The sequence below is a fragment of the Rhodovulum sp. HP10 genome (assembly GCF_047553435.1).
Taxonomy (GTDB): domain Bacteria; phylum Pseudomonadota; class Alphaproteobacteria; order Rhodobacterales; family Rhodobacteraceae; genus Rhodovulum.
Window position 1 is genome coordinate 63,984 of sequence record NZ_CP180201.1, and the last position, 25,194, is coordinate 89,177.

A 25,194-nucleotide genomic window follows, 5' to 3' on the forward strand; every position below is an offset into this window, starting at 1 on the left:
CAATTCCGTGACGGGGTGAGGCTCAGGCCTCTCCCTCGGCCCGGGCGTCGGCCAGCAGTTCCTCGACCGGTGCCGCTTCCAGCGCACCGAGATCGACGCCGGCGGCATTCATCTGCGCGCTCATGCCGTCAAGCGCGGCACGGCTGACCAGATCGCAGTAAAGCTGGATCGCACGGGCCGCGTCGTCATTGCCAGGGATGATGTAGTCCACGCCCTCGGGCGAGCAGTTGGTGTCGACCACGGCGACCACCGGAATGCCCAGCTTGCGGGCTTCGAGGATCGCCAGATCTTCCTTGCGCACGTCGATCACGAACAGAAGGTCCGGCAGGCCGCCCATTTCGCGGATGCCGCCCAGAGACGCCTGCAGCTTGATCTGCTCGCGCTCCATGTGCAGCCGTTCCTTCTTGGTCAGGCCCTCGGCGCCGGCAACCATGCGCTCGTCGATCTCGTTCAGACGCTTGATCGACTGCGAAACGGTCTTCCAGTTGGTCAGCGTGCCGCCGAGCCAGCGGTGGTTCATGTAGTATTGCGCGCATTTCTCGGCCGCCTCGGCCACCGATTTCTGCGCCTGCCGCTTGGTGCCGACGAAGAGGATGCGGCCGCCACGCGCCACGGTATCGCGGATCACGTTCAGCGCCTGGTCCAGCATCGGGACGGTCTGGGTCAGGTCGACGATGTGGATGCCATTGCGGTCGCCATAGATATAGGGCGCCATGCGGGGGTTCCACCGCTGGGTTTGGTGACCGAAGTGAACGCCAGCTTCCAGCAGCTGACGCATGGAGAAATCGGGAAGCGCCATGTCCTTGTCCTTTCCGGTTTGCGCCTGGGCGGGACGTCAAGGGCATATGCCCAACCGGCGGACCGCTGCGGGATGTCTCCCCGCAGGGCCCAGCCCCGCCTGTCGAAGTGAGGCGCCCATACCCTCATTCTTCCCCCTGCACAAGCCCTGCCTCCTGTTCCGGGTGCAAATATACCCCGTTTGTCCGGCGTGCCAGAGCGTCTGCCGGATCCCGGAAAGAAAGAAATGGCGGGCTTTTCCCGATCCTGCACTGATCCTGCCCCGATCCAGCATGATGGTGTCCGCCCCCGACCTTCCCGCACGGACCTCCGTGCAGGATTTCACGCGCATGGCAAAGCGCCCGGGAAACAGGCAGCTCCGCGCCGCATGCCCGCCATGCCGGGCTCCAGGGTTCCAAATTGGTCCGCAGGCGGACCGGGGCTATTGTCGCGCGGCGGTGCTGCGCCTAGCTAAGGGGCGATAAGGGAGAATCCAGCCAAGCATGTTCGAACCCAAAGATCCCTCCGCCGAACCGGCCGATCCGCAGGACCCGCAACCGCGCAAGTTCTGGCGCGGCGTGCTGGCCAGGCTGCGCAACAACTTTCTGGCCGGTCTGGTGGTGATCGCCCCGGTCGGGCTGACCGTCTGGCTGATCTGGACCGTGACCGGCTGGATCGACGGCTTCGTGCTGCCCTTCGTGCCGCAGAAGTTCCAGCCCGAGCAATATATCGGCATCGATATCCGTGGCCTCGGCGTGATCTTCTTCCTCGTCTTCACGCTTGTCGTCGGCTGGATGGCCAAGGGCATGATCGGACGTTCGTTCATCGGCTGGGGCGAGCGGGTCGTGGGCCAGATGCCGGTGATCCGCTCGGTCTATAACGGGCTCAAGCAGATCGCCGAGACCGTCTTCGCCCAGACCGAGACCAGTTTCGACCGCGTCGTCCTGATTCAGTATCCGCGACCGGGGCTCTGGGCCATCGCCTTTGTCTCCACCAATGCCAAGGGCGAGATCCGGCGGCTGGTCCCGGCCGATGACCCGATCCTGTCGGTGTTCCTGCCGACCACGCCCAACCCGACCTCGGGCTTTCTTCTCTTCGTGCCGCAGAGCGAGGTGATCGAGCTTGAGATGAGCGTCGAGGAAGCCGCCAAGATGGTGATCTCGGCCGGGCTCGTCTCGCCCGAGGACCCGCAGGTTCTGGCCGCCGCAGCAGCTGCTGCTCCGCGCGCGCTGCAGCAGGCGACACGGCGAACGCGCGACCGCGAGAAGATCGGCGCCTGATCCGAGATGGAACGATGACCTTGCTGGCCCCGGCGCTGACCGGTTTCGCGACCTCGCTGTCTCTCATTCTGGCGATCGGCGCGCAGAACGCCTTCGTCCTGCGTCAGGGGTTGCTGCAATCGCATGTCTTCGTGCTGTGCCTGTTCTGCGCGCTGTCGGATGCGCTTCTGATCTCGGCCGGCGTCGCCGGCTTCGGGGCCATCACCGGCGCCCTGCCCTGGCTGCCCGGGGCGCTGACGCTGGGCGGCGCGGCCTTCCTGATCGTCTATGGCTTGCTTCGCGCCCGCGCGGCGCTGAAAGGCGGGCACCGGCTCGAGGCCAGCGGCCGCTCGGGCGCGGTCTGGACGGTGCTCGGGACAGCGGCGGCCCTGACCTGGCTCAACCCGCATGTCTATCTCGACACGCTGGGCCTGATCGGCGCGATCTCGACCGAGTTCGGCCCCGGCGGGCCGCGGCTTGCCTTCGGCCTCGGGGCCGTTGCCGCCTCGTTCTGCTTCTTCTTCGCGCTCGGCTATGGTGCGCGGCTTCTGGCTCCCGCCATGGCGCGCCCCCTCGCCTGGCGGCTGCTCGACGGGCTGATCGCGGTGGTGATGTGGGCCATCGCCGCGCGGCTGCTGCTGGGAAGCTGAGCCGGTCCCGGCTCAGCCATCCGCACAGATCCGCCTGAGATCGACGCTGCTGGCCTTCTGCAGGTTGGGCTTGACCTCGCACAGGAAGCGCTCGGCCGCCGCCTGACCAGCCGCCTTGAGTTCGGCCAGAACGATCGGGCTCGGCATCAGCTTGGTGACGATGCTGAGGCTATTCATCAGCCGGTCATCCGAGATCATGTGAATGCGCGGCAGCTTCAGCGGGCCGGGATCGATCCGGCCTTCGTCGATAAGCTCCTGAAGCTGCGAGATCGACCGCAACTCGCGCAAGAGCGACGAGTTGAAGCTGATCTCGTTGATGCGGTTCTGGATGTCCTGCGGCGTGGTCGGGACCTCGTCGCGTTCCATAGGGTTGATCGACACCACGACGATATCCTCGGGCAGTTCCGGTGCGAAGAGCGGAAAGAGCGCCGGGTTGCCGGTATAGCCGCCATCCCAATAGGCCTCGGTCCGGCCAGTCGCGGGGTCGTCGATCTCGACCGCCTGGAACAGGGTCGGCAGGCAGGCCGAGGCCAGCAGAACGTCGCTGTTGATCTCGTCGCCCTTGAAGATCCGCACCTTGCCGGTCCGCACATTGGTGGCGCCGACGAACAGAAGCGGCTCGGCCCGGGCGCAGACGCGCCCGAAATCCAGCCGGCGCACGACCCGCTCCAGCGGGTTGCGATAGAACGGCCCCAGCGCATAGGGGCTGACCGAGCGGCTGGCGGCGTCGATCAGCGAGACCGGCAACGCCTGTTCCATGAATTGCGCCACCGCGCCCGCGCCGGGCAGGAAGGCCGCCATCCAGCTGGTCAGCCGCATGTCGCCGACCGCGCCGACCTGTTGCCAGAACCAGTCGAGAGTCTCGCGCGCGGTCTGATGCCCGCCGGAAACGAGCCCGGCCTTGACCGCAGCACCGTTCATCGCGCCGGCCGAGGCGCCCGAGATCGCGGCGATCTCGATCTCGGGGTCCTGCAGCAGCCGGTCGAGGACGCCCCAGGTGAAGGCGCCATGCGCGCCCCCGCCCTGCAGCGCCAGATTGATGCGCCGGGTTGTCATCGCCGGCTCACAGCGCGGTCCAGCCGCCATCGACACTGATCGTCGTGCCGGTGATCTGTTTCGCCGCATCCGAACAGAGGAACACGGCCGTGCCGCCGATCTCTTCGACGGTCGCGAATTCCTTCGAGGGCTGGCGATCCAGCATCACCTCGCGGATCACCGTCTCGCGGTCCATGTCATGCGTCTTCATCTGATCGGGGATCTGCGCCTCGACCAGCGGCGTCAGCACATAGCCCGGACAGATCGCGTTGCAGGTGATGGGCTCTTCGGCGGTCTCGAGCGCGGTGACCTTGGTGAAGCCCACGATGCCGTGCTTGGCCGCGACATAGGCGCTCTTGAAGGGGCTCGCGGTCAGGCCATGGGCCGAGGCGATGTTGACGATCCGTCCCCAGCCCGCCTTGCGCATCATCGGCAGCGCCGCGGCGGTGGTGTGGAAGGCCGAGCTGAGATTGATGGCAAGGATCGCGTCCCATTTCTCGACCGGAAATTCCTCGATCCGGGCGACATGCTGGATACCCGCATTGTTGACCAGGATATCGCAGGCCCCGGCGCTCTCGATCAGCGCGCGGCACTCCTCGCCCTTCGACATGTCGGCCTTGATGTAGCGGACCTTGACCCCGTGCTGTGCGGCCATGTCTTCGGCCAGCTTGTGATCCTCGTCCCGGTCGGTGAACGAGTTCAGAACGACATCGGCCCCGGCCCGGGCCAGCTCATGCGCGACACCAAGCCCGATGCCCGAATTCGAGCCGGTGACGATGGCGACTTTTCCGGAAAGCGACATGGAAAACCTCTTTCGTGAATGCAGTTGCAGAAATCCTATATGGCGCATGGCTGCGGCGATAGCAGGAAACACACGGCATCGGGAGCCAACGTGAATTGGGTGTGCCCTGCGCGGGCTGTAGTCATTTCCCGCCCGGCCATCGGGCCGGATGAGTCTCACATTGGAAATGCGACTGCCGCGCAAAGAAAAAAACGCCCGCACGAAGCGGGCGTTAAGTTATTGAGGCAGGTTTCATACAGGCAAGAAACCTATCGAGCAGTGCCCTCTTTATACGCAATCTCGCGCCGAGGTCCAAGCTAAAAGTTTGAAAAGCCAAAGCGCTCCGCGTAGGGTCCGACGCAAAGAAAACAAGGCCCGGAACAAGGCCAGCCGGAAACGAGGCCCGAGCCCCATGACAGCCATCCACCAGCGCGCAGCCCGAGCCGCGGGAATCGCGTTTACTATGATTCTCTCCACGATTCTCTCTGCCGGGCAGACCCCCGCCGGCCCCCCTGCCCATGGCATCGCCATGTATGGCGCACCGGCCCTGCCACCGGATTTTGCGTCCCTGCCCTATGTCAATCCCGACGCCCCCAGGGGCGGCCGGATCGTCCTGGGCGAGACCGGCAGCTTCGACAGCCTCAATCCCTTCATCCTGAAGGGCACCCCGCCCTGGGCGCTGGCGCATGAAAGCTATGAAAGCCTTCTGGGCCGGTCCTGGGACGAACCCTTCACGCTTTACGGCCTGCTTGCCGAAACCGTCCAGACCGGCCCGAATCGGAACTGGGTCGAATTCACCCTGCGCCCCGGGGCGCGGTTCTCGGATGGCAGCCCGGTCACGGTCGAGGATGTGCTCTGGTCGGTCGAGACGCTGGGCCGGATCGGCCATCCGCGGTATCGCAACGGCCATGACAAGATCGCCCGGGCCGAGGCGGTGGGGCCGCGCCGCGTCCGCTTCACCTTCAATGCGCCCGACCGCGAACTGCCCTTGATCCTCGGGCTCAAGCCGATCCTGAAGAAGGCGCAATGGCAGGGCCGCGACTTCGCGCAAAGCGGGCTGGAGCCCCCGATCGGCAGCGGGCCCTATGTGATCGCCTCGGCCGAGCCCGGGCGCCAGGTCACGCTCAGGCGCAACCCCGACTACTGGGGCCGCGATCTGCCCTTCAACCGCGGCCAGCACAATTTCGACGAGATCCGCCACGACTATTACGCCGACGGCGCGGCGCTGTTCTCGGCGCTGAAGGCGGGTGAGGTCGATGTCTTCCGCGAGACCAACGAGGCCAAGTGGCAGACCGCCTACGACTTTCCGGCGATCCGCTCGGGCGCGATCCTGCGTGCCGACATCCCGCATGGACGGCCCTCGGGCATTGCCGGGCTGGCGATGAACACCCGCCGCGCGCTTTTCTCCGACTGGCGGGTGCGCGATGCGATGGTTCTGGCCTTCAACTTCGAGTTCATCAACCAGACCATGACCGGCAGCGCCCTGCCCCGGATCACCTCGTATTTCTCGAATTCCGAACTCGGCATGCGGCCCGGCCCGGCCGAGGGCAAGGTGCGCGCGCTGCTCGCCCCCTTTGCCGATACGCTCCTGCCCGGCGCGCTCGAGGGCTATGCCCTGCCGGTCTCGGACGGACGGCCGCAGAACCGGCGGAACCTGCGCGCGGCCCTCGAGCGGCTGGCCGAGGCGGGCTGGAGGGTCGGCCGCGACGGGGTCTTGCGCAATGCCGAGGGCCGGCCCTTCCGCTTCGAGATCCTGCTGCCGCAGGGGGCGACGGACAGCACGCGGATCGTCACGCTCTTTGCCGATGCGTTGCAGCGTCTTGGCGCCGAGGTCCGCGTGACCGAGGTCGATACCGCGCAATATGTCCAGCGCACCACCAGCTATGATTTCGACATGACCTTCTACACCCGGGCGCTGTCGCTCTCGCCGGGCAACGAGCAATGGCTCTACTGGGGCTCGGCCGGGGTAGAGGTCCCCGGCACCGGCAACTGGATGGGGATCGACAGCCCTGCCGCCGAGGCGATGATCCGGACCCTGCTGGGCGCGGAGGAGCGCAGCGATTTCGTGGCGGCCGTGCGGGCGCTCGACCGGGTGCTGACGACGGGGCGCTACGTGATCCCGATCTGGTATGCGCCGCAGTCCCATCTTGCCCATTCCGCAAGGCTGCATTACCCGGCCCGCATTCCGGTTTATGGTGACTGGGTCGGCTTCCTGCCGGATGTCTGGTGGTCAGAGGAGAACTGAGATGACACGACTGCTTTTCATCATGCTTGCGCTGGCGCTGGCGAGCTGTTCCACCGTCGAGGGCGTGGGCAAGGACATCTCGGCCGGGGCCCGCACCGTGCGCAACGCGCTCTGAGGGGATGCGGGGGTCTCGGGGCCCCCATCGCGGCCCCCCTTCATCGCCGCGGCAGGGCGAGAACACCTCCGGACCGCCTTGCCGCGCCGCCTCTCACTCGACCGAGGTCACCCAGAGGATCGTCGCATCCTCCTGGCTGATCGAAACCACGTTATGCCCCATCGCCGCGTCGTAATAGGCGCTGTCGCCACGGCGCATGTCCACGGGGGCGTAGAACTCGGTATAGAGGCGCACGACCCCGGTCAGCACATAGAGGAATTCCTCGCCCTCATGCCGCACCCAGCCGTCGAACTCGCCGACATCGCGGGCGCGGATCCGGGTCCGGTAGGGCATCATCCGCTTGCGCGCCAGCGCCCCCGCCATCAGCTCGTGCTCGTAGGTGGCAGTGGCATGGGCCGCGCCCTCGCCGGTGCGCGTCACCGCCATCCGCCCGCCCGCCCGGGCGCCGCGCATCGGCGTGAACAGCTGCGGCACGGACACGCCCAGCCCGGTGGCAAGCTTCTTGAGCGCGTCATAGGTCGGAGACATCTGGTCGTTCTCGATCTTCGACAGGGTCGAGCGCGCAAGCCCGGCATGGCGGGCGGCCTGTTCCAGCGTCCAGCCCTTCTCGGTACGCAATTCACGTACCCGACGCCCCAGATCGAGAGGCTCGGCAGCTTGCGCCTCGCTCTCGGCACGGATGATCCGGATCAGGCTATGTTCGCGCTCATCGGCCATGCTCTCGGCTCTTAGTGCTTACCCCTTGCAACCGCAAGGCCGCGCGGCTAGCACCGGGGCCATGCATGCGATCTTCGATGAAGGCGCGTCTGCGCCCTGCCCCGCCCCGTTCAACCTGGCCGCCTATGTGCTGGCCCCGGCCGCGCTTTCTCCGGAAAAGGTGGCGCTGGCCATCATCGGCCCGCATGGCGCCGAGCGCTGGTCCTATGCCCGGCTCGAAGCGGCCGTGCGCGGTCTGGCCGCGGGCCTTCTGGAAATGGGCCTGCCCGAGGGCGGGCGCGTCCTGCTGCGGCTCGGCAACGGGGTCGAATTCCCGATCGGCTATCTCGCCGCCATGGCCGCAGGGCTGGTGCCGGTGCCGACCTCGGCGATGCTGACCCGGACCGAGATCGGCAAGCTTGCCGCCGAGATCGAGCCCGTGGCGATCCTTGCCGGGCCGAATGTGGCGCTGCCCGACGACTGCCCGGCGCCGGTGCTCGACATAAAGGCCCAGAGGGGCTTCTACGATCATGCGCCCGCCGATTATGTGCAGGGCGACCCGGACCGGCCGGCCTATATCGTCTACACCTCGGGCAGCTCGGGCCAGCCACGCGGCGTGATCCATGCCCATCGCGCAATCTGGGCGCGGCGGATGATGTGGGAGGGCTGGTACGGGCTCTGCCCCGAGGACCGGCTGCTCCATGCCGGGGCCTTCAACTGGACCTATACGCTTGGCACCGGTCTTCTCGACCCCTGGACCATCGGCGCGACCGCGCTGATCCCGGCGCCGGGGGTGCTGCCGGGCGAGCTGCCGCTTCTGCTGCGCCGCTTCGATGCGACGCTCTTTGCCGCCGCGCCGGGTGTCTACCGCCAGATGCTGAAAAAGCATCCGCAGATCGTGCTGCCGAAGCTGCGCCACGGGCTGTCCGCGGGCGAGAAGATGCCCGAAGCCACCCGCGCCGCCTGGCGCGAGGCGACCGGCACCTTCGTCTATGAGGCACTCGGCATGTCCGAATGCTCGACCTTCGTCTCGGGCAGCCCCGCGCGGCCCGCCCCGCTTCCCGCCTCGGGCTATCCGCAGGCCGGGCGCCGCATCGCCGTTCTGGGCCCCGACAATACCCCCGTCGCGCGCGGCGAGCCGGGCCAGCTGGCGGTCTCGAACCGCGATCCGGGGCTGATGCTGGGCTATCTCAAGGCCGAGGCCGAGACCCGTGCGCGCTTCGAGGGCGAATGGTTTCTGACCGGCGACATGGTCGAGATGGCCGAGGACGGCGCCATCACCTATCTGGGGCGCGGCGACGACATGCTGAATGCGGGCGGGGTCCGGGTCTCGCCGCTCGAGGTCGAACGCGCGCTGATGGAGCATCCCGAGATCCACGAGGTCGCCGCGACCGAGATCGCGGTCAAGGCCGACACCACCGTCATCGCCGCCTTCTATACCGGCACGCCGCAGGACGAGGCCGGGCTTGCCGCCTTTGCCGCCGAGCGGCTGGCCCGCTACAAGCAGCCCCGGTTTTACATCCATCTCGACGCGTTGCCGAAGACCCCGAACGGCAAGCTGAACCGCCGCCTGATCCGGCAGACCCATGAGGCTGCGCTTGGTCCGGCTTGACATCTTCGCCGACCCGATCTGCCCCTGGTGCCTGATCGGCAAGCGGCTTCTGGACGCGGCCCTGGCCGAGCGGCCCGACCATCCCTTCACCATCGCCTGGCAGCCGTTCCAGCTGAACCCCGAGATGCCGCGCGCGGGCATGGACAGGCGCAGCTATCTCGAGGCCAAGTTCGGCGGCCAGACCGAGGCCGTCCAAGCCTATGCCGAGATCGACCGGCACGCCCGCGCCGCCGGGATCGCGCTCGACCTTGGCGCCATCGCCCGCACGCCGAACACGCTCGATGCGCAGCGGCTGATCCACTGGGCCGGGATAGAGCATCGTCAGCCCGCAGTCGTAGAGGCGCTGTTCCAGGCCTATTTCATCGACGGACGCGATATCGGCGATGGGGCGGTGCTGGCCGATCTCGCGGCCTCGGCCGGGCTCGACGGCGCGCTGGTGGCGCGCCTCCTGGAAAGCGATGCCGATCTCGACGGGATCCGCGAGCGCGACGCTCATGCCCGTTCCCGCGGCGTGACGGGGGCGCCGACCTTCATCCTCGCCGATACCCATGTGCTGGTCGGGGCGCAGCCGACCGCGCTCTGGCTGCAGGTCATTGCCGAACTGGTCGGCGAGGCCCCGAAGGCAGGTCTTCAATAGCTCCTCCGGAGGCCAGGCCCGCCTTGTGCGGCACCGCACAGCCTGGGTGCCTTGTCCGGGCCGACCGGATGGTCTAGGGCACTGCCTTCCGCGTCGCGCTCCCCGGCGCCGGCGCCGAGACTCCCGCTTCACGAAAGGACCTGCCATGGCCACAAGGCGTCTCACGCGTGTAGAATTCGTCGCCATGACGGCCCTGCTCTTCGCCACGGTCGCCTTCTCGATCGACGCGATGCTGCCCGCGCTGCCCGAAATCGGCGCCGAACTGACCCCGGACAACCTGAACAAGGCGCAATTCGTGGTCACGAGCTTCATGCTGGGCATGGGGGCGGGCACGCTGATCATGGGGCCGCTCTCGGACTGTTTCGGACGCAAGCCGGTGATCCTCGGCACCGCCACCGCCTACATGCTGGGCGCGGCCATTGCCGGGCTCGGGCAAAGCCTCGAATGGCTGCTGATCGGCCGCGTGATCCAGGGCTTTGGCGCGGCGGGGGTGCGGGTGGTGGCGCTGGCCGTGGTGCGCGACCTCTATTCGGGCCGCGACATGGCCAAGATCGTCTCCTTCGTGATGACCATCTTCACACTTCTGCCCGCACTCGCTCCCTCGATCGGGGCGGTGGTGATGGCGGGCTTCGGCTGGCGCGGCATCTTCGGCTCGTTCCTCGTCTTCTCGCTGATCTCGATGGGCTGGTTCGCCTTCCGCCAGGCCGAGACCCTGGCGCCGGAAAACCGCCGCGCGATGCGCCCCGGCCCGCTTCTGGCCGCTGCGCGCGAGGTGGTGGCCTCGCCGGTCGCGCGGAGCGCGACGCTGGTGCAGACCTTCATCTTCGCCGGGTTCTTCGGCTTCCTGACCTCGACCCAGCAGATCTACGACATCTATTTCGACCGCGCCGACAGCTTCCCTCTCTGGTTCGGGGTGGTCGCGCTCTGCGCCGGATCGGCGAGCTTTCTCAACGGCATGCTGGTCGGACGGCTGGGCATGCGCTTCATGATCCGCACCGCGCTGATGAGCCAATTCCTGCTGTCGGGGCTGATGATGGCCGCATTCTGGCTGCACCTGCTACCGGGCTGGGCCGAGTTTCCGGCCTTCCTGCTGTGGTCGATCACCTTCTTCGGGATGAACGCGCTGACCATCGGCAACCTGAACGCGCTGGCGATGGAGCCGCTCGGCCATGTCGCGGGCATGGCGGCCTCGATCATCGGGGCCTTCGCGACCGTGGTCTCGGCGCTGCTGGCCTCGCCGATCGGGCTGCTCTTCGATGGCACGCCCCAGCCGCTGACCGTCGGCTGCTTTCTCTCGGTCGGCGTGGCGCTGGCGGTGATGCTGACGGTGCCCAAGCGCTAGGCGCGCCGGTCAGGCGGTTTCGCGCAGCTTGTCCGCCAGGTCGCGGGCGATGGCGAAGGCACCCTTGATCTTGTCGCTGTCCTTCTTCCAGTCGCGGCGCAGGATGATCTTGTTGTCCTTGACCCTGGCCAGCCCCTGCTGGTCCTGGATGAAGGCCACAAGCCCTGCCGGATTGGCGAATTTGTCATTGTGAAACTGCACCGTGGCGCCCTTGGGCCCGCCATCGAGCCGGGCGATGCCCGCACGCTTGCACATCGCCTTGATGCGCACGACCAGCAGAAGCGTGTTGACCTCTTTCGGCAGCTTGCCGAAGCGGTCGATCAGCTCGGCCGCGAAACCTTCCAGCTCGACCTTGGTCGAGAGCGTCGAGAGCCGCCGGTACAGCCCCAGCCGCACGTCGAGATCGGGGACGTAATCGTCGGGGATCAGCACCGGCACGCCCAGATTGATCTGGGGCGACCAGTCGCTGTCGGTATCCGTCATGCCCTCCAGCTCGCCCGACCTGATCTTGGCGATCGCCTCTTCCAGCATCGACTGGTAAAGCTCGAAGCCGACCTCGCGGACATGGCCCGACTGTTCCTCGCCGATCAAGTTGCCGGCGCCGCGGATGTCGAGATCCTGTGAGGCCAGCGTGAAGCCCGCCCCCAGCGTGTCGAGCGAGCCCAGCACGCGCAGCCGTTTCTGCGCCTGCGCCGTCAGGGGCGCGCGGGGCTTCGTCGTGAGATAGGCATAGGCGCGCGCCTTCGAGCGCCCGACCCGGCCCCGGATCTGGTACAGCTGGGCCAGCCCGAACATGTCGGCGCGGTGCACGATCATCGTGTTCGCGGTCGGGATGTCGAGCCCGGATTCCACGATGGTCGTGGCCAGCAGCACGTCATATTTGCCGTCGTAAAAGGCATTCATCCGCTCGTCGAGATCGCCCGCCGCCAACTGGCCATGGGCGGTGATGAAGCTGACCTCTGGAACCTGCTCGCGCAGGAAATGCTCCATGTCGGGCAGGTCCCTGACGCGGGGCACCACGAAGAAGCTCTGACCGCCGCGATAATGTTCGCGCAACAGCGCCTCGCGGATGGTGACGGTATCGAATTCGCTGACATAGGTCCGGATCGACAGCCGGTCGACGGGCGGCGTGCCGATGATCGACAGATCGCGCACGCCGGTCAGGCTCATCTGCAGGGTGCGCGGGATCGGGGTCGCGGTCAGGGTCAGCACATGCACATCCGAGCGCATCTGCTTCAGCCTCTCCTTGTGGGCGACGCCGAAATGCTGTTCCTCGTCGATGATCAGCAGGCCCAGATTGCGGAACTTCACGCTCTTGGCCAGAAGCGCATGGGTGCCGATGCAGATATCGACCGTGCCCTCGGCCAGCCCCGCGCGTGTCGCGGCGGCCTCCCTGGCGGGCACGAAGCGCGAGAGCTGCCGGACCTCGACCGGGAAGCCCCGGAACCGCTCGGCAAAGCCCTTGGCATGCTGGCGCGCCAGCAGCGTCGTCGGCGCCACCACCGCGACCTGCACGCCCGACATCGCCGCGACGAAGGCTGCGCGCATCGCGACCTCGGTCTTGCCGAAGCCCACATCGCCGCAGATCAGCCGGTCCATCGGCGTGCCCGAGGCCATGTCGGTCAGTACGTCCTCGATCGCGGCCAGCTGGTCGTCGGTCTCCTGATAGGGGAAGCGCGCAGAGAACGCCTCCCACATGTGATGACCGGGCTCCAGGATCGGGGCATGGCGCAGCACACGCTCGGCCGCGACCCGGATCAGCTTGTCGGCCATCTCGCGGATGCGTTCCTTGAGCCTGGCCTTGCGCGCCTGCCAGGCGCCGCCGCCCAGCCGGTCGAGCAGCCCCTCGTCATGGCCATAGCGGCTGAGCAGCTCGATATTCTCGACCGGGACGTAAAGCTTGCCATCCTCGGCATAGACCAGAAGCAGGAATTCATGCGGCGCGCCGGGCTTGCCGGTGGCCGGGTCGGGCACCGCCACGGTCTCGAGCCCCATGTAGCGGCCGACCCCGTGCTCGACATGCACGACCAGATCGCCGGGCGAGAGCGACTGCGTCTCGGTCAGGAAATTCTCGGCCCGACGGCGCTTTTTCGGGCCGCGGATCAGCCGCTCGCCCAGCACGTCCTGTTCCGAGATGACGGTCAGCCCCGGCCCCTCGAAACCATGTTCGAGCGCCCAGACCGCCAGATGCAGCCCGCGTGCCCCGGTCACCTCGCGAATATCCGAGACCAGCGTCGCGTCGGTCAGCTCCTCGTCTTCGAGCAAGCCCTTCAGCCGCTCGCGCGCGCCCTCTGAATAGGAGGCGACCACGACCGCGCCCTCTTCGCGCCGCGCCTGGATATGATCCTTCAAGGCGCTGAAAAGACTGACTTGTTCCAGCTTGCGCTCGGGCGCGAAATTGCGCCCGATACGGCCGCCTGCATCGATCACGCCCGGGCCCAGACCCTGCGGCAGCGGGGCCAGCTGCACCAGCCGGTGATCGGCCAGGGCAGCCTCCCAGGCGGCGTCGTCAAGATACATCAGGCCCGGCGGACAGGGCTTGTAGACCGTGTCGATCCGGCCCTTCTGCGCCATCGCCTCGCGCCGGTTCTGGTACTGGTCCTCGATGGTCTCCCAGCGCGCCAGCCGCGCAGGCGTCACCTGATCGTCGAGATAGACCGCAGCCTCCGGCAGATAGTCGAAAAGCGTCTCGAGCCGGTCATGGAAGAAGGGCAGCCAGTGCTCGACGCCCGCATGCTTGCGCCCCGCGCTCACCGCCTCGTAAAGCGGGTCATCGGTGCCCGCCGCGCCGAATTCGATCCGGTAATTCTGCCGGAAGCGGGTGATCGCGGCCTCGTCCAGAATGACCTCCGAGACCGGCGCCAGCTCGACCGATTTCAGTTTCTCGGTGGTGCGCTGGGTCGCCGGATCGAAGCGGCGCGCGCCGTCGAGCACATCGCCGAAGAGATCGAGCCGCACCGGCCCGGCCTCGCCCGGCGGATAGATATCGACGATGCCGCCCCGGATCGCGTAATCGCCGGGCTCCATCACCGTCGGCGCCTGGGTGAACCCCATCCGGACGAGAAAGGCCCTCAGCGCCGCCTCGTCGATCTGCATGCCGACCCGCGCGGTGAAGGAGGCCCCCTGCAACAGCGCGCGTGCGGGCACCCTCTGGGTCGTGGCATTCAGCGTGGTCAGCAGGATGAAGGGACCGGAGAGCCCCGCGGCCAGCCCCGCCAGCGTTGCCATCCGCGCCGCCTCGACATCGGCATTGGGCGAGACCCGGTCATAGGGCAGGCAGTCCCAGGCCGGAAAGTCGAGCACGACCGCCTCGGGCGCGAAGAAGGCCAGCGCCGCGCGCATCGCCGCCAGCCGCTTGTCGTCGCGGGCGACATGAAGGATGGGCCGGCCGCTCCGGGTCAGCTCGCGGGCCAGAAGCCGGGCATCGTACCCTTCGGGGGCGCCGCCGGCGGTGATATGACGCTGCTCTTCCATGAGGGGGTTCAGATACGGGCGCGGGGGCCGGTGTCAACCGCAACCCGCACGGGCCTGCGATCCCGGCCTACTACAGTCCGGTCACAAGCATGTTGATCCACATGCCCCATGTCACGGTGACGAAGACCGATACGATGCCAATCGCCTGCACCCCCAGCCGGTGCCAGCGCAGCATCCGGTAAAGCGCCTCGCCCTCGGGGCCGCGCGCTGCATAAAGCCGCGCTGTCCTGACCGACCAGAGCCCGACCAGGGTCATCGGCGCGACAAGCAGGAACACGGCCTGGCAGAATTCGACCCGATAGCCGAAGCCAAGGACCGCCAGCATGGTCAGCGCAAAGCCGGTGAAGCCCGCGATCCAGAGCCCGCCCGCAGCGACGAGAGAGAGATAACGCCGCGCGGTGATACCGGCCAGCGTCGCCACATCCTCGGCCGCCTGCCCGTCCTGACGCCCTGCGCGCTGGATCAGACCGAAGGGCACGCCCAGCACCCAGTGGCTTGCGCCCGACCACAGCACGGCCAGCGCGATCCAGTACCACAGATTCGAAAAGGATCGCATGTCGATCAGGTCGAAGAGTTTGACGTAAAGATCCACCCGCCCGCCTTTCCTGCCTCGCCTCCGGCCCGGCCCGCACCTGGGACGATTCCCGCCCTTTCGGCCGAACCCGGTTGGGTGTAACGCAGTCGCAGCAATTGTTGAAGGAGCCCTTGCCATGCGCCCGACCGTCGCCCCCTTCCCTGCCACGCGGCTGCGCCGCACCCGCCGCAGCGCCGCGCTGCGCGCGCTGACCAGCGAGACCACGCTGTCGGTGGGCGACCTGATCTGGCCGATCTTCGTGCGCGCGGGCGAGAATATCGAGGAACCCGTGCCTTCGATGCCGGGCGTGATGCGCCGTTCGGTCGATCTGTCGGTCGAGGCGGTGAAGGAAGCGGCCGCGCTGGGCATCCCGGCGGTCTGTATCTTCCCCTATACCGACGTCTCGCTGAAGACCGAGCTCTGCGAGGAAGCCTGGAACCCCGACAACCTCTCGAACCGGCTGATCCGCGCGATCAAGGCCGAGGTCCCCGAGATCGCGGTGATGACCGATATCGCGCTCGACCCCTACAATGCCAACGGTCATGACGGCATCGTGCGGGACGGCGAGATCGTCAATGACGAGACCGTCGAGGCGCTGGTAAAGATGGCCCTGGCCCAGGCCGATGCGGGGGCCGACATCCTCGGGCCCTCCGACATGATGGACGGCCGGATCGGCGCGATCCGCACCGCTCTGGAGGAAAACGGCCATCAGGGCGTGACCATCATGTCCTATTCGGCGAAATACGCCTCGGCCTTCTACGGCCCGTTCCGCGACGCGGTCGGCGCCTCGGGCGCGCTGACGGGCGACAAGAAGACCTATCAGATGGATCCGGCCAATTCCGACGAGGCGATGCGGCTGATCGAGCGCGACCTGATGGAAGGCGCCGACATGGTGATGGTGAAGCCCGGCATGCCCTATCTCGACATCTGCCGCCGGGTGAAGACCGAATTCGGCGTGCCGACCTATGCCTATCAGGTCTCGGGCGAATACGCGATGCTGATGGCCGCGATCCAGAACGGCTGGCTCGATCATGACAAGGTGATGATGGAAAGCCTGATGGCCTTCAAGCGCGCGGGCTGCGACGGCATCCTGACCTATTTCGCCCCCGCCGCGGCGAAGATCCTGAACGCGCGCTGAAGCTGCGCGCAGGCGCCGTCCGGCCCCACCTCGGTCCGGGGGTCGGCCGGTCGGCGCCGATATGACCGCTAGGACCGCGGTCGCGGCGTCTCGCGTGGTGACAGCTGCCCGGCTGCTCTCTATAGTTTGCGCAAAAGGCCACCAAGGCCACAACAGCATGGGGCACGAGAGCAATGTTCAACGACAAGACCTCCCACCTGATTTCCCGTCGCGGCTTTGTCGTGGCGGCCGGAGCCGCGACGACGCTGGCCGCCTGCGGCAACGGCGTGGGCAGCAATGGCGCGCGCGATCTTGATGCCCGCGTCGACAAGACCCGCGACTACCTGTTCAAGCGCTATCCGGCCACGCGCGATCTGGCGCAGAAGGCGCAGGGCATCCTCTGGATACCGCTGATGACAAAGGCCGGATTCTGGTTCGGCGGGGCCTACGGGCGCGGCGCGCTCCGGATCGACGACATCTCGGTCGACTACTATTCGGCGACCCAGGCCAGTTTCGGGCTGCAGATCGGCGCCCAGCAATATGCCCATGCCCTGTTCTTCATGACCCCCGAGGCGCTCCGCCAGTTCCGCTCGGGCATGGGCTGGTCCGCGGGGGCCGATCTGGAATATGCGGTCACCAATGATGGAGGCATGGTCTCGGCCGATACCATCACCGCGCTCGACCCGGTGATCGCCGTGGTCTTCGGTCAGGCCGGACTGATCTTCGGCGCGACGCTCGAAGGCACCAAATACACCCGTATCATCCCCTGAGCGAGGCCCGCGCGCCGAAGTCCCGCGCGGCCCGCTCCGGCGGGCCGTTTCCGCGTGGACATTCGCGGGAGCGGCAGGGATAGTCGCGCGGGACAGCCGAACCCGAGAGCCGAAGCGGAGGCCCCATGCAGATCGCGACATTCAACATCAACGGCGTCAAGGCGCGCCTGCAGACGGTGCTCGACTGGCTCGACGCGGCCGCGCCCGACGTCGCGCTTCTGCAGGAGATCAAGTCGGTCGACGAGGCCTTTCCCCGCGCGCCCTTCGAGGAGCGTGGCTACAATCTCGAAACCCATGGCCAGAAGGGTTTCAACGGGGTCGCGATCCTGTCGAAATACCCGCTCGAGGATGTCCGGCGCGGGCTGCCCGGCGATGACGGGGACAGCCAGGCGCGCTGGATCGAGGCCACCGTGGTCGACCGCCGCGCGGTCCGGCTCTGCGGGCTCTACCTGCCGAACGGCAACCCGGCGCCGGGACCGAAATACGACTACAAGCTGGCCTGGATGGCGCGGCTCGAGGCCCGCGCGCGGGACCTTCTGGCCTCTGAGGAAGCGATCGTGATGGCGGGCGATTACAACGTCATCCCGCAAGACGAGGATGCCGCCCGGCCCGAGGCCTGGGCGAAGGACGCGCTGGCTTTGCCCGAGACCCGCGCGGCGTTTCGAAGGCTGCTGAACCTCGGCTTCACCGAAGCCTTCCGCGCCCGGGTCGCGGGCCCGGGGCATTACTCGTTCTGGGATTACCACGCCGGCGCCTGGAACCGGAATAACGGGATTCGCATCGACCACATGCTGCTCAGCCCGCAGGCGGCCGATCTCATGACAGACTGCCGGATCGAGTCCGAGCTTCGGGCGGGCGAGAAGCCCTCCGATCACGTGCCGGTCTGGCTGAGCCTCGACGCCTGAGCCCGGCCCGTCATCCTGTCGCCGCGCCCGCGCGCCCGCGCGGTCGGGCCGACGGCGGACGGGTCCCGCCGATGCTCAGCTTGCCGCGGGATAGCTCAGCGTGGCGTCGTAACCGTAAAGCCAGTCGAAGCGACGCAGCGCGACCCCCGGCGCCATGAGCCCGCCGATCCGCAGCGCGGTCTGGGCCGCGAGCCGGAGCGGCGGAAAGCTCAGATGGTAGTTCCGGGCATTGCGCGACGCCATCTCGACGATCCGCTGCGCGCGCGGGCGCCGTTCGGCCTGATAGGAGGCAAAGGCCGCTTCGGGCTCGGCATGCCGCGACAGGGCCGCCGCCAGAACCCAGGCATCCTCCAGCGCCATGTTCGCGCCCTGCGCCATGAAGGGCAGCGTCGGATGCGCGGCATCCCCCAGGATCACCGCCGAGCCGCGATACCAGTGCTCGGCCACCGGATGCCGGAACAGCCCCCAGAGATTGACGCTTTGTACCTGCTCCAGCAGATACGGCACCTCGCCGCCGAAATCGGCAAAGATCGCGCGCATCCTGTCGGGATCTCCGGGAAGGTTCCAGCCTTCCTCGACCCAGGCCTCGCGCTCTTCCACGGCGACGATGTTGATCAGATCGCCGCCGCGCAGCGGGTAATGCACGAGATGCCGCCGTGGACCCATGTGGATATGAGCCTCGGCCGGCACATGGCCCCGCGCCGGAACCAGCGCGCGCCAGGCCACCTGCCCGGTGAAACGCGGCGCGGCGGTCCCGTTCAGGGCCGCCCGCACCACCGAATGCAGGCCATCGGCACCGATCACGATGTCGCTGCTGGCCCGCGCCCCCTGGGCCGTGATCAGGGCGGCCCGCGCGCCGTCGAAATCGAGCGTCGTGACCTCGTGCAACAGCCGGATCTGAACCCCCGCCGCCCGGGCTGCCCCGGCAAGCAGGTCGACCAGATCGGCACGATGCACGAAGAAGTAATCCTTCGCCTGCCGCTCGAGGTCGAGCTTCAGAACCGGCGCGCCGTTGCGGAAGTCGCGCAGCACCACCGCCCGGGCCCGCCCGGAGCGCTCGGCCAGCGCCTCGGCCAGTCCGAGCGCGCGCAGCACCGCCACTCCGTTGGGGCTGATCTGAAGCCCGGCGCCGACTTCGCGGATCGCATCGGCGCGTTCCAGCACCACCACATCCGCACCCTGACGCGCCAGGGCCGTCGCCACCGCCAGCCCTGCGATGCCAGCCCCGAGAACCGTCACCTTCCGATTGCCCAGAGACATTCCGGCACCTCTTACCCCAGGGCCATCCGGCCCGCACACGCGCCGTCGTCAGTCGTCGCGATGAACCTTTTCACGCCGCTCGTGCCGCTCCTGCGCCTCGAGGCTGAGCGTCGCGATCGGACGGGCGTCGAGCCGCTTGAGAGAGATCGGCTCGCCGGTCTCCTCGCAATAGCCGTATTCGCCCTCTTCGATCCGCCTGAGCGCCGCGTCGATCTTTGCCACCAGCTTGCGCTGCCGGTCCCGGGTCCGCAATTCCAGCGAGCGGTCGGTCTCTTCGCTGGCACGGTCGGCGATGTCGGGAATGTTCCGGCTCGAATCCTGAAGACCTTCGAGCGTCTCCCGGCTTTCGTTCAGAAGATCATTCTTCCAGGCAATGAGTTTGCGGCGGAAATATTCGAGCTGACGCTCGTTCATGAACGGCTCGTCCTCTGCGGGACGGTAATCGTCGGGCAAGAAAACTTCGGCTTTCATCCCTGCTCCTTCTACCGGGCCGGGCGAAACCTGTTTCATCATCATTCTCCCCCGGCGCATCTGGGCTCGCGTTTAGACCAATCGCCGTATCGTGTCACGAGGTTTGTGGTCCCTTACATGCCGCTTGAAGCTTTGTGAAGGGGCGCTATGGTCGCCCCCGATTTCAATGTATTGAAAGGCGGAATTGCGATGAAATTCGGCTCTACCGACGCCTATGTCGCCGCAGACGACCTCTCTGTCGCCGTGAATGCCGCAGTCACGCTCGAACGCCCGCTGCTGGTGAAAGGAGAGCCGGGCACCGGCAAGACCGAGCTGGCAAGGCAGGTTGCACAATCCCTGAGCATGCCGCTGATCGAATGGCACATCAAGTCCACGACCCGCGCCCAGCAGGGCCTGTACGAATACGATGCGGTGAGTCGGCTGCGCGACAGCCAGCTTGGCGACGAACGCGTGCATGACGTCGGCAACTACATCCGCCGCGGCAAGCTCTGGCAGGCCTTTGCAGCCTCCGGTCGTGTCGTGCTGCTGATCGACGAAATCGACAAGGCGGACATAGAATTTCCGAACGATCTTTTGCAGGAACTCGACCGGATGGAGTTTCATGTCTACGAGACAGGCGAAACCGTGAAAGCGCTGGAACGTCCGGTTGTCATAATTACGTCGAATAACGAAAAGGAATTGCCCGACGCATTCCTGCGCCGCTGTTTCTTCCACTATATTCGTTTCCCCGATCTCGACACGATGAAGAAGATCGTCGAGGTCCATCACCCGGGGATAAAGCAGGAGCTCCTGCATGTCGCCCTGACCCGCTTCTACGAGATCCGCGAGACCGACGGGCTGAAGAAACGGCCCTCGACCTCTGAGGTGCTCGACTGGCTCAAGCTCTTGCTGGCCGAGGACATGAGGCCCGAGGATCTGCGCAAGGACGGCCGCTCGGCGCTGCCGAAGCTGCATGGCGCGCTGCTGAAGAACGAGCAGGATGTGCAGCTGTTCGAACGGCTCGCCTTCATGGCGCGGCGCGGGGGCTGAACGCCCGCGCGCGCCCCGGTTCTCAGACGTCGGCGAAGGGCCTCAGCGCCCGCCCCCGAGACCGGCCAGCGCGTCGTCTAGAAGGCCGCGAAGCTCTCCTGCATCGACCTCGGTCGCGACGAAGGCCGCGCCGATCCCGCGGGCCAGGACGAAGCGCAGCTTTCCGTCCAGCACCTTCTTGTCCTGCGCCATCAGCGCGATCAGCCCGTCCGCATCGGGCAGATCGCCCGGAATGTCGGCCAGATCCTTCTTCATCCCCATCGCGTCGAGATGGGCACGCACCCGGCTCGGATCCTCCTGCGAACAAAGCCCCATCCGGGCCGACAGCTCGAAGGCCAGCGCACAGCCGATGGCGACGCCCTCGCCATGCAGAAGCCGGTCGGAATAGCCGGTCGCGGCCTCCAGCGCATGGCCGAAGGTGTGGCCGAGATTCAGCAGCGCGCGGTCGCCCTGCTCGGTCTCGTCGCGTTCGACGATCCGTGCCTTCGCCTCGCAGGAGCGTTTCACCGCCGCGATCCGGGCCGCGACATCGCCCGCCGCCAGCGCCGGGCCCTGGGCCTCGAGCCAGTCGAAGAATTCCGCATCGCCCAGAAGCCCGTATTTCACCACCTCGCCATAGCCAGCGAGGAAATCGCGCGGCGCCAGCGTTCCCAGAACGCCGGTATCGGCCAGGACCAGCGAGGGCTGGTGAAAGGCGCCGATCAGGTTCTTGCCCCGGGCCGAGTTGATGCCGGTCTTGCCCCCGACCGAGCTGTCGACCTGGGCCAGAAGCGTCGTCGGCACCTGCACGAAACGCACGCCCCGGCGCAGCACGGCGGCGGCAAAGCCCGCCAGATCGCCGATCACCCCGCCGCCAAGCGCAACGACGATATCGCTCCGCTCGACCTTCTCTTCGATCAGCCATTCGACGGCGCGACCGAACTGGGCCCAGCATTTCGTCGCCTCGCCCGCGGGCAGCGCCAGCGCCGGCGCCTCGATGGGCCCGAGCCCGGCGCGGAACGCCTCGAGATGAAGCCCCGCCACGGTCTCGTCGGTCAGGATCGCCACGCGCGGGCGCCGCAGCAAGGGCCCGATCTCGGCCCCGGCCCGGGCCAGAAGCCCCTCGCCGATGCGGATGTCATACTCGCGCCCCGGCAGGGCCACATGCACCGTTTCGATCGTCTCGCTCACGCCGCCTCCAACACATCGGGCCGGGTCTTCAGCGCCTCGATCACGCGCCCGGCCATGTCCTCGACCGAATAGCCCGGATCGGCGCGGACGGCCAGATCGGCCTGCGCATAGACGGGGCGGCGTTCATGGTAAAACTCCGCCAGCGTGCCGTAGGGGTCCGGGGTGCGCAAAAGCGGCCGGGTGTCCTTGTGCCGCACCCGCTGCCACAGCAGATCGAGGCCTGCATCGAGCCAGACCGAGACCCCCAGATCGGAAATGGCCGCGCGGTTCGCAGCCCCCATGAAGGCGCCGCCGCCGGTCGACAACACCCCCGGTGCGGCGCGCAGAAGCCGCGTGATCACCTCGGCCTCGCGGGCCCGGAAGAAGGCCTCGCCATCGCGGGCGAAGATCTCGGGAATCGTCATGTTGGCGGCTTTCACGATCTCGGCGTCGGAATCGAGAAAAGGCACGTCGAGCCGGCGCGCCAGGGCACTGCCGACCGCCGTCTTTCCTGCTCCCATCAGCCCGACCAGAACCACTGTCTTCTTCAGCTTTGTGCCCACCTGGGCAACCTCCCGCCACTGCTGTCGATTTCTGTCCCTGAATGGCGTGAACTCCGGAGAAATGCCAGTTATAATCGGGTCCAAGCGGGAAACGCGCGAGCAGACCGAAAGAGGCAGAGCAGCATGGTGCGACTGATCAAGGCACTGTTTATCATCATTATTCTATTGTTCCTCGGGCTGGTGGGCTTTGCCTATCTGGGCGATCTGGATCCGGCGCAGCAGACGGTGACCGAAAGCCTCACCCTCGATGTCGACTGAGGCGCGCATCGCGGCGCTCGTCGCGGGCGCCCTGACATGGGCCGCGCCCGCGCTGGCCGAGCGGCCGCTCTCGGCGATCGACTGGCTGTCGGATTCGGTCGCGGCCGCAGGCCCGCGCAAGCCCCCGCCCGTCATCACCCCGGTGCCCGGCGCCGAGCCGATAACGGTGGTTCCGCTGGGCACGACGCTGCTCGATGCGGTCGGATTGCTGCCGCCGCAGGTCAGCGGCCTGCCGCGCAGCTTCTGGGGGCCGGGCGAGACCCAGGCCATCGCCCGCGCGGTGCGGGCCGAGCGGGTCGATACCCTGCCCGCGGTGCAGGCGCTTCTGGTCACGCTGCTGCTGGCCGAGCTGGACCCGCCGACCGGCGGCGGCCCCGACGGGCAGCTTCTGCTGGCGCGGCTCGACAAGCTGCTCGATCTGGGCGCGCTCGATCAGGCGCAGGCGCTGGTCGAACGCGCAGGCCCGACGGCGCCCTCGCTGTTCCGGCGCTGGTTCGATATCTCGCTGCTGACCGGACAGGAGGACCGCGCCTGTTCGGCGATGCGGGCCAATCCCGGCATCGCCCCGACCTTCCCGGCCCGGATCTTCTGTCTGGCGCGCGGCGGCGACTGGAACGCGGCCGCCCTGACACTGGAAACCGGCCTCGCGCTCGGCTTCGTCAAGCCCGAGGAAGACGTGCTTCTGGCCCGCTTCCTCGACCCGGCTCTGGCCGAAGAGAGCGACGCGCTGCCGCTGCCGACCCGGCCCTCGCCGCTGATCTTCCGGATGCGCGAGGCGATCGGCGAGCCGCTCTCGACCACCACCCTGCCCGTCGCCTTCGCCCGCGCCGACATGCGTAGCTCCGCCGGCTGGAAGCCGCGGATAGAGGCCGCCGAGCGGCTGGCCCGGACCGGGGCGCTGACGCCGAACGAGCTGCTCGGGGTCTGGACCGAACGCAAACCCGCCGCCTCGGGCGGGCTCTGGGACCGGGTCGCGGCCTTGCAGGCCTTCGATCTGGCGATTCTGTCGGGCGATCCCGAGGCAGTGACCGAAACCCTTGCCCCGGCCTGGAAGGCCATGGCCTCGGCCGAGCTCGAAGTGCCCTTCGCCCAGCTTTACGGACCGCGGCTGGCGCGGCTGACCCTGCCCGGCGCGACCGGGGCGCTGGCGTTCCGGATCGGTCTGCTCAGCGACGAATATGAAGCCATCGCCCAGGGCCGCGAGCCGCAGACCAACGAAGAGGCGTTTCTGGTCGGCATCGCCCGGGGCGGCGAATTGCAGGGGGTGCCGCCGCTGGGTTCGCTGGCCGCCGCGCTGCGGGACGGCTTCGACCGGCCCGGGCTCGGGTCAGGCCCGTCGCGGCTGATCGAGGAGGGCCGGCTTGGCGAGGCCGTCCTTGCCGCCATCGATCTGCTGACCGACGGCGCGCAGGGCGACATTCTCGACGTGACCCGCGGGCTGGGGCTGTTGCGCCAGCTCGGGCTCGAGGACGCGGCCCGCAAATCGGCGCTGCAACTGATGCTGCTGGAGCGGCGGGGATGACACCGGATGCCGCGCGCTGGATCTCGGCCTTTCTCGAGGCCAAGGCCGCCGAACAGGACGCGACCGCCAATACCCAGCTTGCCTATGGCCGCGATCTGAAGGATTTCGCGGGTTTTCTCGAGCGCCGGAAGCGGTGCTTCGAAACTGCCGACGAACCCCTCATCACCGCCTATCTCGTCGCCTGCGAGGCCGAGGGGCTGGCCAGGACGACACGCGCGCGGCGGCTGTCGGCGATCAAGCAGCTCTACCGCTTCGCCTATGAGGAGGGCTGGCGGCCGGACAATCCGGCGCTGCAGATCCGCGGCCCCGGCCGGGCGCGAAGCCTGCCGATGACGCTGAGCCATGACGAGGTCGAGCGCCTGATCGCGGCCGCGGGCCAGAGCCCCCGCGACGCGATCCGCAATACATGCCTGATGCAGGTGCTCTATGCGACGGGCATGCGCGTGAGCGAGCTGGTCACGCTGCCGGTGGCCGCGGCGCGGGGCGACCCGCGCATGCTGCTGGTCCGGGGCAAGGGCGGCAAGGAGCGGATGGTGCCGCTGACCCGGGACGCGCGCGACGCGCTGACCGCCTGGCTTGCCGAGCGCGACGCGGCCGAGGAGGCCGCCCAGGCCAGGGGGCAGCCCGCCAGCCGCTATCTCTTTCCGGGCCGCGGCCGGGACGGGCATCTGACCCGGCACCGGTTCTATGTGCTGATCAAGGAATTCGCGCTGGCGGGCGCGGTCGATCCGGCCCGGGTCACGCCGCATACGCTGCGTCATGCCTTCGCCACCCATCTTCTGGCCGGGGGCGCCGACCTGCGCGCGATCCAGACCCTTCTGGGCCATGCCGATATCGCCACCACCGAAATCTACACCCATGTGCTGGACGAGCGGCTGCGCGAGCTGGTTCTGACGCATCATCCTCTGGCCCGCGACGCCGATCCGTCTTGAACGGGCGCCCCCCTGCCCCCA

24 protein-coding genes are annotated in these 25,194 nt (G+C 67.6%); 14 read left to right on the forward strand and 10 right to left on the reverse strand.

Going from position 1 to position 25,194, the window contains the following annotated elements; translation table 11 throughout:
- Positions 1 to 22: 22 nt before the first annotated feature.
- Entirely contained in the window at positions 23 to 799 is a 777-nt protein-coding gene (gene rpsB / locus ACK8CO_RS00335; RefSeq protein ID WP_080616342.1) for a 30S ribosomal protein S2, read from the reverse strand.
- Positions 800 to 1,280: 481 nt separating this feature from the next.
- Here rpsB and ACK8CO_RS00340 point away from each other — a divergent pair, with 481 nt between their 5' ends.
- Positions 1,281 to 2,057 carry a DUF502 domain-containing protein gene (locus ACK8CO_RS00340; protein ID WP_080616341.1) on the forward strand — a complete coding sequence of 259 codons (777 nt, stop codon included), beginning with the start codon at positions 1,281 to 1,283 and terminating at the stop codon, positions 2,055 to 2,057.
- Between the two features lie 14 nt (positions 2,058 to 2,071).
- Positions 2,072 to 2,686, forward strand: coding sequence for a LysE/ArgO family amino acid transporter (locus ACK8CO_RS00345; protein ID WP_080616340.1), 615 nt, complete (start codon positions 2,072 to 2,074; stop codon positions 2,684 to 2,686).
- A 12-nt stretch (positions 2,687 to 2,698) separates the two neighbouring features.
- Here ACK8CO_RS00345 and ACK8CO_RS00350 read toward each other — a convergent pair whose 3' ends face one another.
- Together ACK8CO_RS00350 and ACK8CO_RS00355 are read right to left on the reverse strand one after the other, a co-directional pair.
- Positions 2,699 to 3,742 carry a patatin-like phospholipase family protein gene (locus ACK8CO_RS00350; RefSeq protein WP_414897740.1) on the reverse strand — a complete coding sequence of 348 codons (1,044 nt, stop codon included), beginning with the start codon at positions 3,740 to 3,742 and terminating at the stop codon, positions 2,699 to 2,701.
- A gap of 7 nt (positions 3,743 to 3,749) precedes the next feature.
- Complete coding sequence (locus ACK8CO_RS00355; protein WP_414897741.1) at positions 3,750 to 4,523, reverse strand: 3-hydroxybutyrate dehydrogenase; 774 nt, start codon at positions 4,521 to 4,523, stop codon at positions 3,750 to 3,752.
- Positions 4,524 to 4,965: 442 nt separating this feature from the next.
- Between ACK8CO_RS00355 and ACK8CO_RS00360 the strand changes: the two genes are divergently transcribed.
- Positions 4,966 to 6,747 (forward strand): extracellular solute-binding protein, encoded by a 1,782-nt coding sequence (locus tag ACK8CO_RS00360; protein WP_414897742.1) that lies wholly within the window; start codon positions 4,966 to 4,968, stop codon positions 6,745 to 6,747.
- Position 6,748: 1 nt separating this feature from the next.
- Positions 6,749 to 6,862 (forward strand): entericidin, EcnA/B family, encoded by a 114-nt coding sequence (locus ACK8CO_RS00365; protein WP_414897743.1) that lies wholly within the window; start codon positions 6,749 to 6,751, stop codon positions 6,860 to 6,862.
- A gap of 93 nt (positions 6,863 to 6,955) precedes the next feature.
- On the opposite strand, the gene ACK8CO_RS00370 is transcribed toward ACK8CO_RS00365, so the two are convergent.
- The gene (locus ACK8CO_RS00370; protein ID WP_080616336.1) at positions 6,956 to 7,579 is read right to left on the reverse strand and encodes a helix-turn-helix domain-containing protein; all 624 of its coding nucleotides are present in this window, start codon (positions 7,577 to 7,579) and stop codon (positions 6,956 to 6,958) included.
- A gap of 61 nt (positions 7,580 to 7,640) precedes the next feature.
- Between ACK8CO_RS00370 and ACK8CO_RS00375 the strand changes: the two genes are divergently transcribed.
- From ACK8CO_RS00375 to ACK8CO_RS00385, 3 genes are all read left to right on the forward strand, one after another.
- Entirely contained in the window at positions 7,641 to 9,170 is a 1,530-nt protein-coding gene (locus ACK8CO_RS00375) for a class I adenylate-forming enzyme family protein (RefSeq protein WP_414897744.1), read from the forward strand.
- Positions 9,157 to 9,807, forward strand: a complete 651-nt coding sequence (locus ACK8CO_RS00380) for a DsbA family oxidoreductase (protein ID WP_414897745.1) — start codon at positions 9,157 to 9,159, stop codon at positions 9,805 to 9,807. The genes ACK8CO_RS00375 and ACK8CO_RS00380 overlap by 14 nt, the downstream gene beginning before the upstream one ends.
- 145 nt (positions 9,808 to 9,952) lie before the next feature.
- Positions 9,953 to 11,149 (forward strand): multidrug effflux MFS transporter, encoded by a 1,197-nt coding sequence (locus ACK8CO_RS00385; RefSeq protein WP_414897746.1) that lies wholly within the window; start codon positions 9,953 to 9,955, stop codon positions 11,147 to 11,149.
- A 9-nt stretch (positions 11,150 to 11,158) separates the two neighbouring features.
- Here the strand turns inward: ACK8CO_RS00385 and mfd are convergent, their stop codons facing one another.
- Together mfd and ACK8CO_RS00395 are read right to left on the reverse strand one after the other, a co-directional pair.
- Positions 11,159 to 14,623, reverse strand: coding sequence for a transcription-repair coupling factor (gene mfd, locus ACK8CO_RS00390; RefSeq protein WP_414897747.1), 3,465 nt, complete (start codon positions 14,621 to 14,623; stop codon positions 11,159 to 11,161).
- Between the two features lie 70 nt (positions 14,624 to 14,693).
- Positions 14,694 to 15,215, reverse strand: a complete 522-nt coding sequence (locus ACK8CO_RS00395) for a component of SufBCD complex (RefSeq protein ID WP_414897748.1) — start codon at positions 15,213 to 15,215, stop codon at positions 14,694 to 14,696.
- Positions 15,216 to 15,333: 118 nt separating this feature from the next.
- Between ACK8CO_RS00395 and hemB the strand changes: the two genes are divergently transcribed.
- From hemB to xth, 3 genes are all read left to right on the forward strand, one after another.
- A complete protein-coding gene (hemB, locus tag ACK8CO_RS00400) occupies positions 15,334 to 16,335 on the forward strand; it encodes a porphobilinogen synthase (protein ID WP_080616330.1) in 1,002 nt (333 codons plus the stop codon).
- A 173-nt stretch (positions 16,336 to 16,508) separates the two neighbouring features.
- Positions 16,509 to 17,084 (forward strand): YSC84-related protein, encoded by a 576-nt coding sequence (locus ACK8CO_RS00405; RefSeq protein ID WP_080616329.1) that lies wholly within the window; start codon positions 16,509 to 16,511, stop codon positions 17,082 to 17,084.
- Positions 17,085 to 17,209: 125 nt separating this feature from the next.
- Positions 17,210 to 17,989 carry an exodeoxyribonuclease III gene (gene xth / locus ACK8CO_RS00410; protein ID WP_414897749.1) on the forward strand — a complete coding sequence of 260 codons (780 nt, stop codon included), beginning with the start codon at positions 17,210 to 17,212 and terminating at the stop codon, positions 17,987 to 17,989.
- Between the two features lie 75 nt (positions 17,990 to 18,064).
- Here the strand turns inward: xth and ACK8CO_RS00415 are convergent, their stop codons facing one another.
- Both ACK8CO_RS00415 and dksA read right to left on the reverse strand, forming a co-directional pair.
- The gene (locus tag ACK8CO_RS00415; protein ID WP_080616327.1) at positions 18,065 to 19,249 is read right to left on the reverse strand and encodes an FAD-dependent monooxygenase; all 1,185 of its coding nucleotides are present in this window, start codon (positions 19,247 to 19,249) and stop codon (positions 18,065 to 18,067) included.
- Between the two features lie 48 nt (positions 19,250 to 19,297).
- Positions 19,298 to 19,720, reverse strand: a complete 423-nt coding sequence (gene dksA, locus ACK8CO_RS00420; protein WP_080616326.1) for an RNA polymerase-binding protein DksA — start codon at positions 19,718 to 19,720, stop codon at positions 19,298 to 19,300.
- 189 nt (positions 19,721 to 19,909) lie between these two features.
- Here dksA and ACK8CO_RS00425 point away from each other — a divergent pair, with 189 nt between their 5' ends.
- Complete coding sequence (locus tag ACK8CO_RS00425; RefSeq protein WP_080617999.1) at positions 19,910 to 20,749, forward strand: AAA family ATPase; 840 nt, start codon at positions 19,910 to 19,912, stop codon at positions 20,747 to 20,749.
- A 42-nt stretch (positions 20,750 to 20,791) separates the two neighbouring features.
- On the opposite strand, the gene aroB is transcribed toward ACK8CO_RS00425, so the two are convergent.
- Positions 20,792 to 21,919, reverse strand: a complete 1,128-nt coding sequence (aroB, locus tag ACK8CO_RS00430) for a 3-dehydroquinate synthase (RefSeq protein WP_414897750.1) — start codon at positions 21,917 to 21,919, stop codon at positions 20,792 to 20,794.
- Positions 21,916 to 22,524: a shikimate kinase gene (locus ACK8CO_RS00435; protein ID WP_080617998.1), complete on the reverse strand. Its 609-nt coding sequence runs from the start codon at positions 22,522 to 22,524 to the stop codon at positions 21,916 to 21,918. The genes aroB and ACK8CO_RS00435 overlap by 4 nt, the downstream gene beginning before the upstream one ends.
- 60 nt (positions 22,525 to 22,584) lie before the next feature.
- Here ACK8CO_RS00435 and ACK8CO_RS00440 point away from each other — a divergent pair, with 60 nt between their 5' ends.
- Genes ACK8CO_RS00440 through ACK8CO_RS00450 form a run of 3 tightly spaced genes read left to right on the forward strand, consistent with a single transcriptional unit; the run spans position 22,585 to position 25,173 of the window.
- Positions 22,585 to 22,719 (forward strand): hypothetical protein, encoded by a 135-nt coding sequence (locus ACK8CO_RS00440; protein ID WP_255377914.1) that lies wholly within the window; start codon positions 22,585 to 22,587, stop codon positions 22,717 to 22,719.
- Positions 22,709 to 24,241, forward strand: coding sequence for a hypothetical protein (locus tag ACK8CO_RS00445; RefSeq protein ID WP_414897751.1), 1,533 nt, complete (start codon positions 22,709 to 22,711; stop codon positions 24,239 to 24,241). The genes ACK8CO_RS00440 and ACK8CO_RS00445 overlap by 11 nt, the downstream gene beginning before the upstream one ends.
- Positions 24,238 to 25,173, forward strand: coding sequence for a tyrosine recombinase (locus ACK8CO_RS00450; RefSeq protein WP_414897752.1), 936 nt, complete (start codon positions 24,238 to 24,240; stop codon positions 25,171 to 25,173). The genes ACK8CO_RS00445 and ACK8CO_RS00450 overlap by 4 nt, the downstream gene beginning before the upstream one ends.
- Positions 25,174 to 25,194 lie beyond the last annotated feature (21 nt).

Coding starts and splice junctions, on each gene's coding strand:
- rpsB (WP_080616342.1), bottom strand. CDS start 799: ATGGCGCTTCCCGATTTCTCCATGCGTCAGCTGCTGGAAGCTGGCGTT.
- ACK8CO_RS00340 (WP_080616341.1), top strand. CDS start 1,281: ATGTTCGAACCCAAAGATCCCTCCGCCGAACCGGCCGATCCGCAGGAC.
- ACK8CO_RS00345 (WP_080616340.1), top strand. CDS start 2,072: ATGACCTTGCTGGCCCCGGCGCTGACCGGTTTCGCGACCTCGCTGTCT.
- ACK8CO_RS00350 (WP_414897740.1), bottom strand. CDS start 3,742: ATGACAACCCGGCGCATCAATCTGGCGCTGCAGGGCGGGGGCGCGCAT.
- ACK8CO_RS00355 (WP_414897741.1), bottom strand. CDS start 4,523: ATGTCGCTTTCCGGAAAAGTCGCCATCGTCACCGGCTCGAATTCGGGC.
- ACK8CO_RS00360 (WP_414897742.1), top strand. CDS start 4,966: ATGATTCTCTCCACGATTCTCTCTGCCGGGCAGACCCCCGCCGGCCCC.
- ACK8CO_RS00365 (WP_414897743.1), top strand. CDS start 6,749: ATGACACGACTGCTTTTCATCATGCTTGCGCTGGCGCTGGCGAGCTGT.
- ACK8CO_RS00370 (WP_080616336.1), bottom strand. CDS start 7,579: ATGGCCGATGAGCGCGAACATAGCCTGATCCGGATCATCCGTGCCGAG.
- ACK8CO_RS00375 (WP_414897744.1), top strand. CDS start 7,641: ATGCATGCGATCTTCGATGAAGGCGCGTCTGCGCCCTGCCCCGCCCCG.
- ACK8CO_RS00385 (WP_414897746.1), top strand. CDS start 9,953: ATGGCCACAAGGCGTCTCACGCGTGTAGAATTCGTCGCCATGACGGCC.
- mfd (WP_414897747.1), bottom strand. CDS start 14,623: ATGGAAGAGCAGCGTCATATCACCGCCGGCGGCGCCCCCGAAGGGTAC.
- hemB (WP_080616330.1), top strand. CDS start 15,334: ATGCGCCCGACCGTCGCCCCCTTCCCTGCCACGCGGCTGCGCCGCACC.
- ACK8CO_RS00405 (WP_080616329.1), top strand. CDS start 16,509: ATGTTCAACGACAAGACCTCCCACCTGATTTCCCGTCGCGGCTTTGTC.
- xth (WP_414897749.1), top strand. CDS start 17,210: ATGCAGATCGCGACATTCAACATCAACGGCGTCAAGGCGCGCCTGCAG.
- ACK8CO_RS00415 (WP_080616327.1), bottom strand. CDS start 19,249: ATGTCTCTGGGCAATCGGAAGGTGACGGTTCTCGGGGCTGGCATCGCA.
- dksA (WP_080616326.1), bottom strand. CDS start 19,720: ATGAAAGCCGAAGTTTTCTTGCCCGACGATTACCGTCCCGCAGAGGAC.
- ACK8CO_RS00425 (WP_080617999.1), top strand. CDS start 19,910: ATGAAATTCGGCTCTACCGACGCCTATGTCGCCGCAGACGACCTCTCT.
- ACK8CO_RS00440 (WP_255377914.1), top strand. CDS start 22,585: ATGGTGCGACTGATCAAGGCACTGTTTATCATCATTATTCTATTGTTC.
- ACK8CO_RS00445 (WP_414897751.1), top strand. CDS start 22,709: ATGTCGACTGAGGCGCGCATCGCGGCGCTCGTCGCGGGCGCCCTGACA.
- ACK8CO_RS00450 (WP_414897752.1), top strand. CDS start 24,238: ATGACACCGGATGCCGCGCGCTGGATCTCGGCCTTTCTCGAGGCCAAG.